General features: G+C 42.5%; 7 protein-coding genes, 2 tRNA genes and 3 rRNA genes. 8 read left to right on the top strand and 4 right to left on the bottom strand.

The genetic code is table 11. The features are described 5' to 3' along the window. Positions 1-2: 2 nt before the first annotated feature. On the bottom strand, positions 3-1,160 hold the full coding sequence (locus AB1Z56_RS22150) for a hypothetical protein (RefSeq protein ID WP_426790204.1): 1,158 nt from the start codon (positions 1,158-1,160) through the stop codon (positions 3-5). 1,514 nt (positions 1,161-2,674) lie between these two features. Here AB1Z56_RS22150 and AB1Z56_RS22155 point away from each other — a divergent pair. The 6 genes from AB1Z56_RS22155 to AB1Z56_RS22180 all read left to right on the top strand — a co-directional run bounded on the left by AB1Z56_RS22155 (position 2,675) and on the right by AB1Z56_RS22180 (position 8,803). Then, positions 2,675-4,201, top strand: a 16S ribosomal RNA gene (locus tag AB1Z56_RS22155). Between the two features lie 120 nt (positions 4,202-4,321). Continuing rightward, positions 4,322-4,395 (top strand) — tRNA-Ile (locus AB1Z56_RS22160). A 10-nt stretch (positions 4,396-4,405) separates the two neighbouring features. Next, positions 4,406-4,479 (top strand) — tRNA-Ala (locus AB1Z56_RS22165). Between the two features lie 228 nt (positions 4,480-4,707). Continuing rightward, positions 4,708-7,591, top strand: a 23S ribosomal RNA gene (locus AB1Z56_RS22170). 139 nt (positions 7,592-7,730) lie between these two features. Beyond that, positions 7,731-7,842 (top strand): 5S ribosomal RNA (rrf, locus tag AB1Z56_RS22175). Together the 16S, 23S and 5S rRNA genes with 2 tRNA genes alongside form the textbook arrangement of a ribosomal RNA operon. Before the next feature lie 595 nt (positions 7,843-8,437). Further along, the gene (locus AB1Z56_RS22180; protein WP_426790205.1) at positions 8,438-8,803 is read left to right on the top strand and encodes an SHOCT domain-containing protein; all 366 of its coding nucleotides are present in this window, start codon (positions 8,438-8,440) and stop codon (positions 8,801-8,803) included. A 35-nt stretch (positions 8,804-8,838) separates the two neighbouring features. On the opposite strand, the gene AB1Z56_RS22185 is transcribed toward AB1Z56_RS22180, so the two are convergent. Beyond that, complete coding sequence (locus AB1Z56_RS22185; RefSeq protein WP_426790206.1) at positions 8,839-10,953, bottom strand: ATP-binding response regulator; 2,115 nt, start codon at positions 10,951-10,953, stop codon at positions 8,839-8,841. A 248-nt stretch (positions 10,954-11,201) separates the two neighbouring features. Between AB1Z56_RS22185 and AB1Z56_RS22190 the strand changes: the two genes are divergently transcribed. After that, complete coding sequence (locus tag AB1Z56_RS22190) at positions 11,202-13,211, top strand: beta-N-acetylhexosaminidase (RefSeq protein ID WP_309359640.1); 2,010 nt, start codon at positions 11,202-11,204, stop codon at positions 13,209-13,211. An 88-nt stretch (positions 13,212-13,299) separates the two neighbouring features. Here AB1Z56_RS22190 and AB1Z56_RS22195 read toward each other — a convergent pair whose 3' ends face one another. Both AB1Z56_RS22195 and AB1Z56_RS22200 read right to left on the bottom strand, forming a co-directional pair. Further along, positions 13,300-13,578: a DUF4342 domain-containing protein gene (locus AB1Z56_RS22195; protein WP_313266342.1), complete on the bottom strand. Its 279-nt coding sequence runs from the start codon at positions 13,576-13,578 to the stop codon at positions 13,300-13,302. A gap of 130 nt (positions 13,579-13,708) precedes the next feature. After that, positions 13,709-15,943, bottom strand: coding sequence for a glycoside hydrolase family 2 protein (locus AB1Z56_RS22200; RefSeq protein WP_426790207.1), 2,235 nt, complete (start codon positions 15,941-15,943; stop codon positions 13,709-13,711). 427 nt (positions 15,944-16,370) lie between these two features. Between AB1Z56_RS22200 and AB1Z56_RS22205 the strand changes: the two genes are divergently transcribed. Next, positions 16,371-18,005, top strand: a complete 1,635-nt coding sequence (locus AB1Z56_RS22205) for a beta-N-acetylhexosaminidase (protein ID WP_426790208.1) — start codon at positions 16,371-16,373, stop codon at positions 18,003-18,005. Positions 18,006-18,010 lie beyond the last annotated feature (5 nt).

Here is an 18,010-nt window from a genome sequence, read left to right on the forward strand (position 1 = left end):
TCTCATTTAAGTTTGAATCGGACAAGTACAGGGTTGTTGGATTTCTCTAAGGCTTTGAGCTGTTCGCTGATGGGATGGAATTCTTCTTTTGATTTACTAATGGCAATACGGATATCACTTGGTGAAAGGAATGAGAAGAGGTATTCGCCATTGCTGTGTAAAAGATCGCCACTCATAAATTTGAGATAGTCGTTACTTTTGTCAGGGAGAATATTTGTTAGTCCGATTATACTTTTATTGGACATATTTAGGGCTATCCAAAAACTATCAGATTTTTTAAGCTCCATAATAAGATAATTTTTATAATCGATCACTTTGTCCAATGTCCGGATTTCCTCCCGATGAGTATTGTAATAATGCATGTAATTTGTAAAATCTTTTACCTTTCGGAGTTCATCTAGGTTGACTGTATTCTTTAATGGAAAGACAAATTGATAGATTTTTGAAACTCCGCTGCTATCCAATTCGAATAATTTGGTTGTATAATCAAAGCTTGCATAGGCTTTATTGTTGATGTTTGGACTTAATGCTTGATGTACACCATAAGAAATCAATACAGAATCTAGTTTTTCATATTTTACAATAACGCTATCTCCGAGTTTTAAGGCATCGATTATTTTAATTTTAGGGTCATTTAAACGAGGAGAATAATATGTCCACTTTTTAGTGCCAATTGGCGTCGCATAATCCCATTTATTATTTCGGTTACTGATAGTGTCAATAAAATTCCCATTGAGGTCATAGCGAGCCTTGATGTACCCATGTGATAGCTCGAATCCATGCTCATTAAATTGAATATTGCGGAAGAGCATAGCCCATTTTTCTTTTTCTTCTTTTTGACCGATTACACTATTTATAATTTTCAACAGATTGCCGCGGATATCATAGAGGTAAAATTCACCTTTTAAATTTACTACTCCTATACGCTCTGCGTTGCAGTTCATTTCAACAACATCGCTTAAAAGCTGATTCTTGGTTCCTTTTAGTGGAATGTATTCTAAATCACTTAATAATTCAGAAACAGTTCCGCCTTGTGTTGTTTCGGGAATTATCCTGATTTTTTCAGTTGGAATACCTTTTGCATAAATTAGATTTTGGCCTTTAACGTCTATTTTGCTCAAAATCGACAGCATGGCTAATAAGAGAATGATGGCCCTCATATTTCTTTAAGTTAATTGGTTAGGTTAAAATAAGTAATTAATTGATTATAAAAAATAGTGTTGGAGAAATCAATCGATTGTGTAAAAATAAAAAGAGATCATATTCTTCTTGAATGAAGAGAGTGTCACTTTTCGGCTCACTTAACTTATGCGAGTCCGAGTGTTCGGCTTTTTTCGGCTGATTTTTGGTATTTCTAGGGCTGGTGTCCGACCTTGATTCAATCCTGAATCTACTTTGAATCGACTCTGAAAAGGTCCGGATTGGGTTTACATAGGGCCTAGCTGGGTCTTAGGTTTGCCCTACGGGCAGGGTGTGCCCATCTTGAGCGTATCCTGATTCCATGTCCGGGTCGGACGCAACACGGGCTCAGCACGGTCACGGTGTAAATCTGCTCCGAGCATAGCACGAAGCCGGCGGGGAGGGGAACCAGAGGTTCCCGCAGGCCCTGCGCAGCAGCAAGAGCGTTATCCCCGAGTGGAACCCTTCCCCAGTAAATAAAGAAGAGTTGAGGGCTTCTTATTCCTTAGTTTAGCTTTTGTCTATAGTTAGCTTAGTATTAAGCTAGGTTTAGTTTAGCTTTGACCTATACTAAACCTAAACAAAACCTAGCTAAAACCTAAACTAAACCTAAGTAAAAAGGTAAGAAAGTGTAGCTATAAAAGGAGGTATTCCGGCGCTACCAATATTCGCTCTTGTCCATGGGCTGCGCAATTTATCCGGTGTGCATTGTGCTGCCGTTCTCGTCTACCTATTATTGGTTTCGTTCCCGCTATCCCGTCCGCTTGTTATATCCAGCGTTGCGGTGTCTTTCCGTGACCATCTTTCCGGCGGCATAATTTTATGGTCCTACCAATATCCGCTCGTTCCCAGTCTCTGCTGCTTATGTTTGCCCCTGCAGCCGGTGCTGAAATCCCCGGTGAGCTCCTTTCCCGGTGCCTGGAGCTTCTCTGTTTCCATTTGTGGTGCAGGATCAGCCGTTATTTGCCAGCTGCTGCACCTGCCGCTACCAAAAACCAAAAAGAATCTCGCACCGTTACAGGCAGTTAAGGGGAAAATGAAAATAATAAGAACAAAAGGCTTGGAAGTTTGTATTTAAACTCCCTATCTTTGCACCACTCCGCAAGGGAGGCACGGTTACTTCGAAAGAAGGAATCATGAAAAAAGAAGGGTTTAACGAGAGTTGAGCGCGGAAATCGAAAAAGAGAAAAGAAAAAAAAACTTGAAAAAGTTTTTGGAAGTTCAGAAAAGATTTCTACCTTTGCAGTCCCAACGGAAACGGAGGGGAAACAAAAAAAGATAAAGAGAGGCGCAATGCCTATCGGAATATAGCGGATACGGAAGTTGAAGCGGCAAAAGTTCTTTAAGAAAACACAATCATGTAAGCGTGACGAGTAGACAGACGAAAGTCGAAAGTCATGAACAAATTCAAGAATTAGTTCAATTCGATCCAAGATCAGAGATATAAAAAAAGAATTCTGATTATGTAAATAGTTGGAATCAAAAACTTCATTTTACAATGGAGAGTTTGATCCTGGCTCAGGATGAACGCTAGCGGCAGGCCTAATACATGCAAGTCGGACGGGATCCGGTGGTAGCTTGCTACCATTGGTGAGAGTGGCGCACGGGTGCGTAACGCGTGAGCAACCTACCTCTATCAGGGGGATAGCCTCTCGAAAGAGAGATTAACACCGCATAACATCAACAGTTCGCATGTTCAGTTGATTAAATATTTATAGGATAGAGATGGGCTCGCGTGACATTAGCTAGTTGGTAGGGTAACGGCTTACCAAGGCGACGATGTCTAGGGGCTCTGAGAGGAGAATCCCCCACACTGGTACTGAGACACGGACCAGACTCCTACGGGAGGCAGCAGTAAGGAATATTGGTCAATGGGCGGAAGCCTGAACCAGCCATGCCGCGTGCAGGATGACTGCCCTATGGGTTGTAAACTGCTTTTGTCCAGGAATAAACCTATCTACGTGTAGATAGCTGAATGTACTGGAAGAATAAGGATCGGCTAACTCCGTGCCAGCAGCCGCGGTAATACGGAGGATCCGAGCGTTATCCGGATTTATTGGGTTTAAAGGGTGCGTAGGCGGCCTATTAAGTCAGGGGTGAAATACGGTGGCTCAACCATCGCAGTGCCTTTGATACTGATGGGCTTGAATCCATTTGAAGTGGGCGGAATAAGACAAGTAGCGGTGAAATGCATAGATATGTCTTAGAACTCCGATTGCGAAGGCAGCTCACTAAGCTGGTATTGACGCTGATGCACGAAAGCGTGGGGATCGAACAGGATTAGATACCCTGGTAGTCCACGCCCTAAACGATGATAACTCGATGTTGGCGATAGACAGCCAGCGTCCCAGCGAAAGCGTTAAGTTATCCACCTGGGGAGTACGCCCGCAAGGGTGAAACTCAAAGGAATTGACGGGGGCCCGCACAAGCGGAGGAGCATGTGGTTTAATTCGATGATACGCGAGGAACCTTACCCGGGCTTGAAAGTTAGTGAAGAGTGCAGAGACGCACTCGTCCTTCGGGACACGAAACTAGGTGCTGCATGGCTGTCGTCAGCTCGTGCCGTGAGGTGTTGGGTTAAGTCCCGCAACGAGCGCAACCCCTATGTTTAGTTGCCAGCATTTAAGGTGGGGACTCTAAACAGACTGCCTGTGCAAACAGAGAGGAAGGTGGGGACGACGTCAAGTCATCATGGCCCTTACGTCCGGGGCTACACACGTGCTACAATGGATGGTACAGCGGGCAGCTACATAGCAATATGATGCTAATCTCTAAAAGCCATTCACAGTTCGGATTGGGGTCTGCAACTCGACCCCATGAAGTTGGATTCGCTAGTAATCGCGTATCAGCAATGACGCGGTGAATACGTTCCCGGGCCTTGTACACACCGCCCGTCAAGCCATGAAAGTTGGGGGTACCTAAAGCATGTTACCGCGAGGAGCGTGTTAGGGTAAAACCGATAATTGGGGCTAAGTCGTAACAAGGTAGCCGTACCGGAAGGTGCGGCTGGAATACCTCCTTTCTAGAGTATCGAAGATCGGTGCTCGTCACGTTACATATGATTGACAAGAAGAAAACATCAGAAGAAAGTGCCCGCCCCGAAAGGAGCAGGACCGAGAGAAAGAGATGAACAAGATAAGCTAGTCCCGTAGCTCAGTTGGTTAGAGCACTACACTGATAATGTAGGGGTCAGCAGTTCAAATCTGCTCGGGACTACGAAAAGTACGGGGAATTAGCTCAGCTGGCTAGAGCACCTGCCTTGCACGCAGGGGGTCAACGGTTCGAATCCGTTATTCTCCACATCTCCGGAAGGAACATCGACAGATGCTCCAGAATAAAAACCGGAAAAAGAGTTCTTTGACATATTGAAAGAGAAAAAAAATTACAAGAGAAGACAACAGTAGAGACAATACGTGTATGTGTTTGATGTAAAGAGGAGACCCTCGGTCAAGGCCGAACGAATCTTTGCGTAGCATACGGGTATATATATCAAAAGCAGCCGCATAGTAGCAAAAGGCTATGCCGGTGAAGAAAGTAAATAAGGGCACACGGGGGATGCCTAGGCTCTCAGAGGCGAAGAAGGACGTGATAAGCTGCGATAAGCTTTGGGGATTGGCAAATGCGACTTGATCCAGAGATTTCCGAATGGGGCAACCTGACTATTTGAAGAATAGTCGTATAAAACGCGAACGCGCTGAACTGAAACATCTAAGTAGGCGTAGGAGAAGAAAATAACAATGATTTCCCAAGTAGTGGCGAGCGAACGGGAAAGAGCCCAAACCGATCATGTTACGGCATGGCCGGGGTTGTAGGACCACGAGATTGTACAGCGCTATGAACTGGAAGCAGGTGGGAAACTGCGCGATAAGGGTGAGAGCCCCGTACAGGTAAAGAATGTTGACATAGTGGTATCCTGAGTACCGCGGGACCGGAGAAATCCTGTGGGAATCCACCAGCACCATCTGGTAAGGCTAAATACTCCTGAGAGACCGATAGTGAACCAGTACCGTGAGGGAAAGGTGAAAAGAACCCCGAACAGGGGAGTGAAAAGAACCTGAAACCGTGTGCTTACAAGCGGTTGGAGCAGAGAGATTCTGTGACAGCGTGCCTTTTGCATAATGAGCCTACGAGTTACTCTTGTCTGGCAAGGTTAAGTCCTTCAGGGACGCAGCCGAAGCGAAAGCGAGTCTTAATAGGGCGCATAGTCAGATGAGGTAGACGCGAAACCTTGTGATCTACCCTTGGGCAGGTTGAAGTTGCAGTAACATGTAATGGAGGACCGAACCGATAAACGTTGAAAAGTTTCCGGATGACCTGAGGGTAGGGGTGAAAGGCCAATCAAACTGGGAAATAGCTCGTACTCCCCGAAATGTTTTTAGGAACAGCGTCGGCGTAGAGTTTGATAGAGGTAGAGCTACCGATTGGGTGCGGGGGAGTCAAATCCTACCAAATCCAGACGAACTCCGAATGCTATCAAATATAGCCGGCAGTGAGGCTTTGGGTGCTAAGGTCCAAGGCCGAGAGGGAAAGAACCCAGACCATCAGCTAAGGTCCCCAAATTCGTTCTAAGTTGAACTAACGAGGTCCGGTTGCCCAGACAGCTAGGATGTTGGCTTGGAAGCAGCCATTCATTTAAAGAGTGCGTAACAGCTCACTAGTCGAGCGGCCGGGCGTGGATAATAAACGGGCATCAAGAACGGTACCGAAGCTATGGATTTGCATTGAAATATATGCATCTGGTAGGGGAGCATTCCATCGCCGGGGAAGCAGTTTGGCAATGAACTGTGGAGGTTATGGAAAAGCAAATGTAGGCATAAGTAACGATAAGGCGGGTGAGAAACCCGCCCACCGAAAGACCAAGGTTTCCTGATCAACGTTAATCGGATCAGGGTCAGTCGGGACCTAAGGCGCACCCGAAGGGGGCAAGCCGATGGACAACTGGTTAATATTCCAGTACTCTTCATAACTGCGATGTGGTGACGGAGTAGTGACACTGCCGCGAACTGACGGAATAGTTCGTTGAAAGGCGTAGGTATTGGAGTTGTAGGCAAATCCGCAACTCTAGCTGAACCCCAATAGTACAGCAAAGCTTCGGTGGCGCTGATAGAGCAGGTAAACAGACTTCCAAGAAAACCCGCTAAGCTTCAGGTTATGAAGACCCGTACCGCAAACCGACACAGGTGGTCGAGGAGAGAATCCTAAGGTGCTCGAGTGAGTCATGGCTAAGGAACTCGGCAAAATGGCCCTGTAACTTCGGGAGAAGGGGCGCTGTCTCTGAGAAGAGCAGCCGCAGTGAAAAGGCCCAGGCGACTGTTTAACAAAAACATATGGCTTTGCAAAATCGCAAGATGAAGTATAAGGCCTGACACCTGCCCGGTGCTGGAAGGTTAAGAGGGGATGTCATCGCAAGAGAAGCATTGAATCGAAGCCCCAGTAAACGGCGGCCGTAACTATAACGGTCCTAAGGTAGCGAAATTCCTTGTCGGGTAAGTTCCGACCTGCACGAATGGTGTAACGATCTGGGCGCTGTCTCAGCCATGAGCTCGGTGAAATTGTGGTATCGGTGAAGACGCCGATTACCCGCAACGGGACGGAAAGACCCCATGCACCTTCACTATAGCTTAACATTGAGATTGGGTACAGGATGTGTAGGATAGGCGGGAGATGTTGAAGTGGCTTCGCCAGGAGTCATGGAATCAACCTTGAAATACCGCCCTTTCTGTATTCGGTTTCTAACTCCCTTATGGGGAGGACATTGTTTGGTGGGTAGTTTGACTGGGGTGGTCGCCTCCAAAAAGGTAACGGAGGCTTTCAAAGGTAAGCTCAGTACGCTTGGTAACCGTACGTGGAGTGCAATGGCATAAGCTTGCTTGACTGTGAGACCGACAAGTCGAACAGGGTCGAAAGACGGACATAGTGATCCGGTGGTTCTGTATGGAAGGGCCATCGCTCAAAGGATAAAAGGTACGCTGGGGATAACAGGCTGATCTCCCCCAAGAGCTCATATCGACGGGGAGGTTTGGCACCTCGATGTCGGCTCGTCACATCCTGGGGCTGGAGAAGGTCCCAAGGGTTGGGCTGTTCGCCCATTAAAGTGGCACGCGAGCTGGGTTCAGAACGTCGCGAGACAGTTCGGTCCCTATCTGTTGTGGGCGTTGGAAGTTTGAGTGGATCTGACCTTAGTACGAGAGGACCGGGTTGGACAGACCTCTGGTGAACCTGTTATGCCGCCAGGTGTACGGCAGGGTAGCTACGTCTGGAATAGATAAGCGCTGAAAGCATCTAAGTGCGAAACTAGCCACGAGATGAGACTTCCTTATAGGGTCGTAGAAGATGACTACGTTGATAGGCCATAGGTGTAAAGGTTGAGAGACCAAAGCCAAGTGGTACTAATAGCCCGAAGCTTTCTCAAGCAGACAGACACTGTTGTCTTCCTCTTTAATTTTTAAGAAACGAACAAGAATAACAAAAAGAAACGTAACTCTTTCAGTATATATGTCATTTGGCAGGTATAAGATCAGAAAAGATCAAAAAACAGCCAATAAAGATTTTTAGGTGCCTATATCGGCGGTGTCTACCTCTTCCCATTCCGAACAGAGCAGTCAAGCCCGCCAGAGCCGATGGTATTGCCGTAACAGGTGGGAGAGTAGGTCGGTGCCTTTTTTTACACGGAAGCCCTTGCTGGAAACAGTCAAGGGCTTCTTTCGTTTAAGTACTTCCGTAATTCCATGTACAAGCTATTGTATATCCTCCGCCTATTGGTTATCACAGCACATGGCCTTCGGTGAGCCCGGTCCATCGGCAGCTGTTCCGCAACCGTCGCTACCCTGCAGCTGTCACTGTCCCACAGTGGTATGGTGCATCACCATTAGCCCTTAACCCAAATGCTCCCTTATTTATAGCCGCAAGCTGCAGGATGAGTCCTTGTTAAACGGATCGCGCTCGGTGGCCTATCCGGAATATTAACCAGTATGGCGGCAAACCTTAAATAGCCACCGTTTATTGTAAACCAAATAGCCTTTTACCAGTATCGTATAGCTGGATATCAATAAGCCTTGCAGTCGTTAATCGTAATTTCTAGGTTATACCTACCCAGATTTCTATAACAGTAGCTTAAAGATGGGAGAAAGCCTCTCTTTATAGGTATATCAGTGTGTTGTATAATCTTAAATTAAATAGTTTTGTGGACCTGATGAAGTGACTTAGTAATTATTTATTATTTTTAAGGAAATTATTTTGTGAAATTGAAACTTAGAAAATGGAATTAATGATATTATTTTGGGTTGGGGGCTCTGCTTTAATTGGCTTAATTGGAAAGAATAGGGAAATAGGCTTTTGGCCAGTTTTTGCAATTTCATTGGTAGGAAGCCCGATTATAGGTTTTTTTGTAGCTCTTTTCTCGAAAAAGAAATATTCAATGCAACGTGTTATCGAATATCAAGAAGCACAGTTTCGACAAAATTATATAAACCAAACCAATAGTCGTACAAATCAAATTGATAAAAGTAACACAGGATCAAATATTGCCGATGAATTGACCAAATTTAAACAGTTGTTGGATAATGGAGCTATTACACAAGCAGAATTTGATTATTATAAATCAAAACTACTTCGCAACTCCTAGATAATGAACTGTCTATTGCCTACTCAATACTTTTGTTAGACAATCTGTAGGAATGTATTTAAATTAAATGGTTTAACCATAACCCCATCAAAGCGATGTAACTGCCCTTCCGGAGCTTGCATTGTTACTTGGGATTCGTCCGACGTCAGTGCAATGACTTTACTATTCCATCGTTGTACCATATTGTTGTCTTTAACCGTATTCAGAATATCCCAGCCTGTAGGACCATACATTTTTAGATCGGTGATAATAATATCCGTTCTATTTTCTTTTAGATAAGCGATCGCTGCTGATGAATCCTGATAGATTTTCACATCTTCGAAATGTTGCAATGCTTGTTTAACGAATAGATTATTGATTGGATTATCATCAATAACGACAATGCGTAGCTCTTTTGAAAGTTGGCCCAGGCTTGTGATCTGTTTCTTGTTTTTCTTTTCTTCGTTGAATGGAACAATTAATGTAAATGTTGATCCATTGCCTTGCTGACTGCGAACGCTTAACGTTCCATTTAGTTGTTCAGCCATGAGCTTTGAAATATGCAATCCCAATCCAAAACTATTCTTGGATTTCTGATCGGTCATATAATACTGTTCGAAAATATGTTCTTGGTCTTTTGCCGAAATACCTTTTCCTGTATCGTTGACCAATACATGTAACTGGGATCCCTGATCTCTGCTGATAAAGGCCTTTACCTCTATTTGTCCTTTATCTGTATATTTAATCGCATTGCTCAGGAGATTAGAAACAATCTGGCGTATACGATACGTTCCACTTTTAATTAAGATGTCTGCATCGATGTCAATGGAACTGATGAGTTTTAACCCTTTTTTGTCTGCATGAGCCTGTTGCATTTTAATGATGTTCAAGAACAATTGGGTTGGCGAAAAATACTCAGCCTTAATTTCTAGCGTACCTGACTCTAGCTTACCGAGATTCAGAATATCTTCGACCGTATCATTGATCACATGAATATCTTGTGTAATGGAGTCTAATAGTGCGGGGTTGATGCGATTATTTGCTGCATTGTTCTTCAGCATGTCGATAACACTGACCAAAGAATTGACGGGTGTGCGTACATCATGGCTCACATTGGCTAATATGCTGGCCTTCTCCTTCGCTGTTTGCAATGCATAATCCCTGACAGCTGTAAGTTTGCGCTCATATACGAGCGTATTGTAATGATAAGACAACAGGAGTGTCACCATAATAATCATGAGAATAATCGAGGCGATAACCTGTTTTCCGAAAATAGAAGAGTTTTCCCTGTAGAGTTTAAAGTCTTGTATTTCAGCTGCTCGCAGTGTCTCATCTTCATGGCTCTTAATACGAAGCAAGGATGTACTGATTGTACTGAATAGGGTATAGTTAGACTGTAGAAGCTGTCTTTCCTTTTTTTGGAGCTCAGCAAATGAACGACGGATCTTACTAAAATCTTGTTGGTGAAATACTTCGTTCTGTTCGATCAAACTTTGGATCTGGCTATGTATAGCCTTAATCTGATTCACGTTGAAATTCTGTTCCAGCTTATCTGCGACCAAGGTATCGTTCTTGGCTTTGAAAATGCGGGTGAAGAGTTTTTCTTTTTTTCGGACAATGGTATCCTTCTTACTTACATTGAGTGCTGTATCTCGTAATATTTTATTGACAACAGAATCTGCCAATATCCGATTAATCCCTGGGCGAATGCTTCTATTCGTTTTGGTTAAGAGTGAAAGCGAGTCTTTGGCCAGAAAAATCATGTTGTCAACAGATTGTTTAATGTGGGCAAACTCGTCTGAAAGAGAGATATTTTGTTCTAAGGAAGTATTTGTAGAGAAAGTAAGTCCTTTTTGGGAAGATAACGTGGATAATGAGTCAATATAAAACCTTAAGGTATCTAAACTATTGCTATAATTTTTTAGGTTTTCTGCACTGAAGTCAACTGTATAGGATCGGAAAGCATTTCCAGCAGCATTGTAGGACGAGAAAAGTTCGTAAAAAAGATTAGTTAATTGGTTCTTAGAATTGTACGCTTTATTTAAACGGGCTTCAGTCTTTTGATATTCAATATATTGATAGGTAAATATCGAACCGATATAAACCAAGGAAAGAATCAGGAATGCAATTAAAACTGTCCTGATAATAAATAGTTTTTTACTGTTTTTCACGTTATTGCTCTTTCACCCCAATAAGTTAACTGTAGCCAATTTGTTTTGTCTAGAAATCAAATTTAAGACTAAAAAACGATATCCGCTTGGTTGTCATGTAGACAATGAGCTACTTTTTGAAAATCTTACACAATCGTTTGATTGAAAGTTGCTATCGAAGGATCCTATTTTATTTTTTATTTTGCATAGATAAACCTTTAATGGTCTTTTTTAGGTCCATTTATTTAGAAATAAAAACTTAAATTTTAATGAAAAAAATCTTTTTTTCGGCAGCTTTGTCTCTTCTCTTTGCACAGGGACTCCAGGCACAGTCCGGCATTGATATTATCCCGAAACCTCAGGAAGTCAGTTTGGGAACAGGGCAGTTCCAATTAAATGGACGTACGGCATTAAGCTTTAAAAATTGCGATCTGAAAGATGTGTCTTTGTTTGTTGATCAGTTGAGAAAGGCAACGCATTATCCCCTGGAAGTGAAGAAGCAGGCGAGTAATAGCATTGAATTTAGATTGGACCATAAACTGCTCATCCCCAATGATGAAGGCTATCAGCTTGAAGTTTCCAATCGAGGAGTGGTGATGACAGCGAAAACTCCACAGGGACTTTTCAATGCGGCACAATCACTGCGGCAACTTCTGCCTACGGCTTTTGAGGCTAGTAATCCAACAAAAGATATAAACTGGAATATTCCAGCAGTAAAAATTAAAGATTATCCCCGCTACCATTGGCGAGGTTATATGAAAGATGTAAGCCGGACATTCTTTGATGTCAATACGGTAAAAAAGTATTTGGATGTTATGGCATTATACAAAATGAATACTTTCCACTGGCATTTAACGGATGACCAGGGCTGGCGTATTGAAATAAAGAAGTATCCGAAATTGACACTGGAAAATGCGACAGTCTTTCACCGGACAGAAAAGCAACCAACAGAACGCAGTGGATTTTATACACAGGAGCAGATCAAGGAGGTCGTTCAGTATGCGCGGGAACGTAATATTACCATCGTACCGGAGATCGATGTTCCGGGACACTCCTGGCCAACTATATTGGCCTATCCTGAACTGGGGGTCAACAAAAATTCATATCCCAATCATATTTTTCCTTTTGTGTCATCTTGGGGGTATTGGGGAAATCAATTTACGCCCAATACATTGGATCCAACAAAAGAGTTTACCTATGAATTCTTGGATAACGTATTCACCGAAATTGCCAATCTCTTCCCGGGTAGTTACATCCATTTTGGAGGGGACGAGGTGCGTCATGACCTATGGGAAAAAGAAGCCCATGTGCAAGATTTTATGACACAGCATCATATCAAGGATGTCAAAGCGCTGCAAAGCTATTTTGTACAGCGTGTTTCTGCAATCATTGTTCAGAAAGGTAAGAAGCCGATAGGATGGAACGATATCTTAGCCGATGCTGAAAATTTGCCAAAAAGTACAGCGATTATGAGTTGGCTAGGTGAGGAAGCGATCAAGGAGGCAACTAAAGATGGGTTTAAAGCGGTAGCTACCCCTGCCTCTCATCTCTATTTTGATATTACCCAGGCTGATCGTAACGATGGGACAATGACTGATCTGGCCTATCCTCAAATAAATTCGCTGAAAAGAGTGTATGAATTTGACCCTTCTGCGGGACTTAGTCCGGCCGAGGAGCAGCTTGTTCTCGGTGTACAGGGAAATATGTGGACTGCTTTGGCGCAGGATATTAAAGATCTGAACGTACAGAATTTTCCGAGATTACTTGCCGTAGCCGAAATTGGATGGTCGTCCAAATCAGCGAAAGATTATACAGCATTCAGTCATCGGCTGGAGGCGAATCTTCCAAGACTGGATTCCATGCGTATTGATTATTACCGTCCGGGAGGATATATATCGGGATCCTGGGGACCCCAGGATATCAAGGAAGAGTATAGTTTGTTGAGTTTTGATGTGACGAAGAAGATTTACGATAACGGAAGGGCACAAGCTGGATTTTTCTTTGTAGAAGGTAAGAATTTTCTGGAGATTGATGCTGTACAATTACTGCAGGATGGACATGTCATTGCGGAGGATGGACACCATGCGCTAGCGGATAAATTTAGAGGTACTAATAAGATTAAACCCTTTTATTACAATTTTACAATAACAAATTATAATCCGAAATCGAAATACGAGATCAAAGCCCGTGTCAGAGGTGCAGGTGGCGTGGATTCAAAAGGGAATTTTACCTTTAATTTGTCTCCTATTAGACCATTTGATAAGATAGAAACGAAATAAGGTATTTCTTTTGGCCTATACATAAAAGGGGGATGGTCCATGTGGACCATCCCCCTTGTTATACATTTTATTGTCTTTTATTTTTTGCTTATTTGAGCTCAATCATCTTTGGATTTGTATCCTCTTCTTTCACTTCTTGAAGGATTGCAATTTCAATAGGTGCAACCAGGCTTACTATAATCAGTGCAATGAAAGCTACCGGAAAAACAATTCCGATGATTACAGCTAATAACAAAGAGATATTTAAGTATTCTTGTCCATTCTTGGATGAAACTTTTAAACGGGAGCTTTTGAAAGAATCGAAAAGATCTTGAAAAACTTTAGTAATTGTTTTACTGTTGATGCTGAAAGTTGTTTTAGTTGCCATGATGTTTATTTTTTTAAATTTTTTATTTCTTATTTGATGATTCAAAGATAGGCCGGAAATAGCGCACTGGCGACGCTCATTAGGCCAATCTCGAAACAATCTCGGTAAACACCTGGCTTTTGTCGGTCAACTACAGACCTACATGCTCTGTTTTCGATTTTGTTGGTCCTGATGGCCCCTGTTTATATGTGGGATCATAGTTCCATTCAATAGTGTCGCTTAATACTTTGCCCTCTTTTTGGCTGATTTTCGCCTCCACCGTATTTTTACCCAGTTTTAGCTTCACGTTTTCAAAGATGTAATGTACATTGGTCTGACCAATTTTTGCACCTTTGATGAGTTGACCGTTAACCGTCAATGTTGGTTCACCTCTATTGGAATAAACTGTAACAGCAGTGATTTCATTCCCTCTATTGACCATACGTCGTTGTGTAATATACAATACAGGCTCTTTGCTCCAGTTAGCTTTATACCAATAAAAACCATCTTTTTTCAATTTACGGTCAAAGGAAACCAGGCCTTTATAATTTCTAGGATTGACATTTAGACCGGTAATTGGCGTGGCAAAATCAAAGGTATTCCATACATAGGAACCCAAGAAAATCGGATTTTTAGCGATTACACCCCAATGGACCTCATGAAATTTGGTAGCATATTCTTCGGGGAAAAACGCAGGGTTGCTCCATTGATTGCCAAAATTACCAACTTCTTCTGCTTGGTCTTCGGGAATAGCTTCAGCACCATATTCCGAAAAGATAATCCGGTAATCTTTGAATTCTTCACTGATACGTTTTGCCCAAGAGGCGACATCATCCTCTTTGGTTGATTTGTCTTCCAGTTCACCATTATACCAGCCGAAGTAATGGTTAATGCCTTGTACGTCTGCATTGTTGTTGACCGGATGGTCGATGACATTATAACCGCTGACAGAAACGGTATAGCGATCGGGGTCTTCAGATTTGGCAAGATCATTTAATTTGGTTGTCAGATCAATCGTATAGGCTGAAGGTGTATATACCTCATTGTGCATCCCCCAAATATAAATTGAAGGATGATTAAAGTTTTGTCGGATCAATTCTTTCAATTGCTGTTGCGCATTATTCTCTTCGAATGTCGTTACGCGATTAACAAATGGAATTTCGGCCCAGATCACTAATCCCATACTATCGCATTTTGAATAGAAGTATTCCGATTGCTGATAGTGTGCCAATCGGATCGATGTTGCGCCCATTTCTTTGATAATGGCGAGATCCTCGTCGTGGTCTGCATAGCTCAGTGCGGATCCTTTTCCGAGGCGGTCCTGATGGCGGCAGACACCGTGTAAGGGGTATTTGATATCATTCAGAAAGAAACCTTCTCCTGTGCGCAGCTCAAATTTTCGGAGACCAAGCGGTGCTGTCACCTCATCAACTAGCTGGTTGTTCTTTTTGATCTGTGTAACCACTCTATAGAGATATGGATCATCTAAACCCTGCCATAAATGTGGATTTTTGACTGAGATCTGTTGGGTAACGATCTGACGGCCCTGAGGTAGCAATGTGTACTGTGTGCTTTGCTTGGCTTTAATCGATCCGTCTTTTTCGAAAACCGTTGTCAGCACTTCGATTGGTTGTTTCTTTCCGGACTTGTTGTCTATTTTTATTTTTACAGCGACGTCGGCTGTTTTCTTGGATACATTTTTTTGCGTGATATAGATTCCTTTGGATGCAAAATCATTCACCGCAATATTGATGTCATCTGTTACAATAAGCTCCACGGGTCTATAAATGCCGCCATACATGGGAAAAAGAGTATGGTTAACAGGAATGACTTGCGGGGTGGCCTCATTGTTTACCTTGACTAAAATTTCGTTTTCTTTTCCGAATTGGAGCATACTGGTCAATTCAAAAACAAAGGCTGAGTAGCCTCCCTGGTGCCGGCCTACGAAATTATAGCTTCCATTGCGCTGGGTATTATCGTAGGTAAGGTCATTTTTCCCTTCTTTGGCTGATAAAGGCTGATTATTTACATAAACTTCGGTATTGGTATTGACACCTTCAAATCGAATAAAAATGCGTTTTCCTTTCCAAGCTGTTTCGGGTACAAATGATTTACGATAATAAGCATCGCCAGTATAAAAGCGCTCATTTTTTCCTAAACTTCCGGGCTTAATCTCTTTGGTCTGCATATCGTTAGCATTCCAGGTGTGGGGTAAATTGACTAGCTGCCATTTCCCTTCAAACAGTTGGTTATAATCTAATGATGATGTAGAAAAGGGGCCTTTTTTGAAAGTCCAGCTGGTATTAAATGGAACTACGGTTCGCGCTTGTACGTTCAATAGTAGTATTCCAATCAAGATCAGGGGATAAAATATCTTTTTTATCATACGGTTTTAACTTAGGATATTGTATTTATGTCTTCAAATATAGCTAACAAAACGACAATGGCTAATTGGACGATCTTCGGGAGAACGAATACTATATCCTTTTTTTAATTATAAGTGATAAAAATATCTATTTTAAATATGATTGTTTCGTTATTAGATTTGTTGTGTCTATTCACTACAACGTTTTCGAGATTTGCGCAAACGATTGACTATACCTGGACTACAGTAATAAATAATAAATTCTTTACCATTGTATTGCAGGAAAAATGCAGACAAAACGGATATAAATAGTTCATTGCATGGGTTTTCGTTTTCATTTTACAGCTTGCACTTGCTATTGTAGACCAATTATAGCATAAACCGGGACTGAAAAATGTGCGATTGAACGTATTCAGAGACAAGTACTTTACAAGAATAGATTTATCTAATGAATAGAAAGACAACTATAGAACGTATGAAAGGTAGATTAACAGGGATATTTCTTTTGTTATTCTTGCTGATACAGTTTGCGGAGGCACAGGTAGCTATTATCCCTCGTCCGCAGCACTACGAGGTACGAACGGGTAAACTTAACCTCGGCCGAAATATAGGGATTGTCGCTGATCCTCTTTTTGACCCCACATTATTGTATTTAAAGAAGCTTCTGCTTGGGCATTTTGGAATTTCGGCCTATGTTGCGACAAGAGACGAAGATGCCCAAATTGTGATCGCCTTGGATGAAACACTTGAACGAGAAGCTTACCGCCTGCAGATAGACCCTATGCGAATTCGAATATATGCATCAGGTAAATCGGGACTTGTTAATGGAATTGCAAGTTTAGATCAATTGTTGTCTGTTGCAGTACAAAGAGGAGATCAGCGTGAGCTAGATGCTGTTGATATTAAAGATAAAGCACAGTTTGCATGGCGTGGTTTTATGTTAGACGAGTCGAGACACTTTTTTGGGAAGGAAAAAGTAAAGTCATTGTTAGATTGGATGGCATTTTATAAACTGAACAAATTTCATTGGCATCTGACGGACGAGCCTGCTTGGCGTTTAAGCATACAACGTTATCCTTGGCTGACTCAAATTGGTGGTATCGGTAATTACCTTGATCCTTATGCCAGCGTACAATACTATACACAAAATGATATCAGTGAGATTATAGCTTACGCTGACGAACGTAATATTGAGGTTATCCCCGAGATTGACATGCCGGGACATGCGACTGCAGCAAATCGTGCCTACCCGTTTTTATCCGGCGGGGGAAATGAGAAACATCCTGATTTTACTTTTCACCCAGCAAAAAATACAACATATTCATTTCTAACTCATGTCTTGCGCGAAGTAAAAGTACTTTTTCCATCGACTTATGTGCATTTGGGAGGTGACGAGGTCGCTTTCGGCAGTGATGCCTGGAATAACGATCGCCAGGTTCAGGATTTAAAAAAGACTGAAGGGTTAAAATCCAATAAGGAGGTCGAGGAATATTTTATTCGGCGGATGGCAGATTCTGTCGCTCGGATAAATGGAAAAGTTATTGTTTGGGATGAGATGGTAGAAGCAAAGCTGGCCAAAGACAGGACTGTTATGATGTGGTGGCGTCACGACAAGCCAGCGCAGCTCAACAAAATTTTGGAAAAGGGTTATCAGGCTATTCTTACACCCCGCCTGCCTTTATATTTTGATTTTGTGCAGCAGGAAAATCATCGCTACGGAAGAAAGTGGGGCAAAGGGTTTAATCACATTCAAGACGTTTATAATTTTGCGGGAGAACAATTAGACAGCCTAGGTGACCGAAGAAAACAGATACTTGGTATCCAAGGTAATCTTTGGACAGAAACAGTGACGGATATAAACCGATTAGATTATCTCGTCTTTCCAAGAATTGCGGCATTGGCGGAGGCGGCCTGGACATCGGGAAAGCAGCGTAATTTTGAACAATTCGCCACGCTGTTAAAGAAACATCTAGCCTTGTACCGGGAACAGGGGATTTATTACTTTGATCCATTTCAGGACAGTCATCCTGAACCGGTTGTTATGAAGAAAACACAGAAACAGTATATCGATAATGCTGACTAACTTAG

The organism is Sphingobacterium sp. WOUb80 (genome assembly GCF_050058145.1).
Lineage (GTDB): Bacteria > Bacteroidota > Bacteroidia > Sphingobacteriales > Sphingobacteriaceae > Sphingobacterium.

Coding starts and splice junctions, on each gene's coding strand:
- AB1Z56_RS22150 (WP_426790204.1), bottom strand. CDS start 1,160: ATGAGGGCCATCATTCTCTTATTAGCCATGCTGTCGATTTTGAGCAAA.
- AB1Z56_RS22180 (WP_426790205.1), top strand. CDS start 8,438: ATGGAATTAATGATATTATTTTGGGTTGGGGGCTCTGCTTTAATTGGC.
- AB1Z56_RS22190 (WP_309359640.1), top strand. CDS start 11,202: ATGAAAAAAATCTTTTTTTCGGCAGCTTTGTCTCTTCTCTTTGCACAG.
- AB1Z56_RS22195 (WP_313266342.1), bottom strand. CDS start 13,578: ATGGCAACTAAAACAACTTTCAGCATCAACAGTAAAACAATTACTAAA.
- AB1Z56_RS22200 (WP_426790207.1), bottom strand. CDS start 15,943: ATGATAAAAAAGATATTTTATCCCCTGATCTTGATTGGAATACTACTA.
- AB1Z56_RS22205 (WP_426790208.1), top strand. CDS start 16,371: ATGAATAGAAAGACAACTATAGAACGTATGAAAGGTAGATTAACAGGG.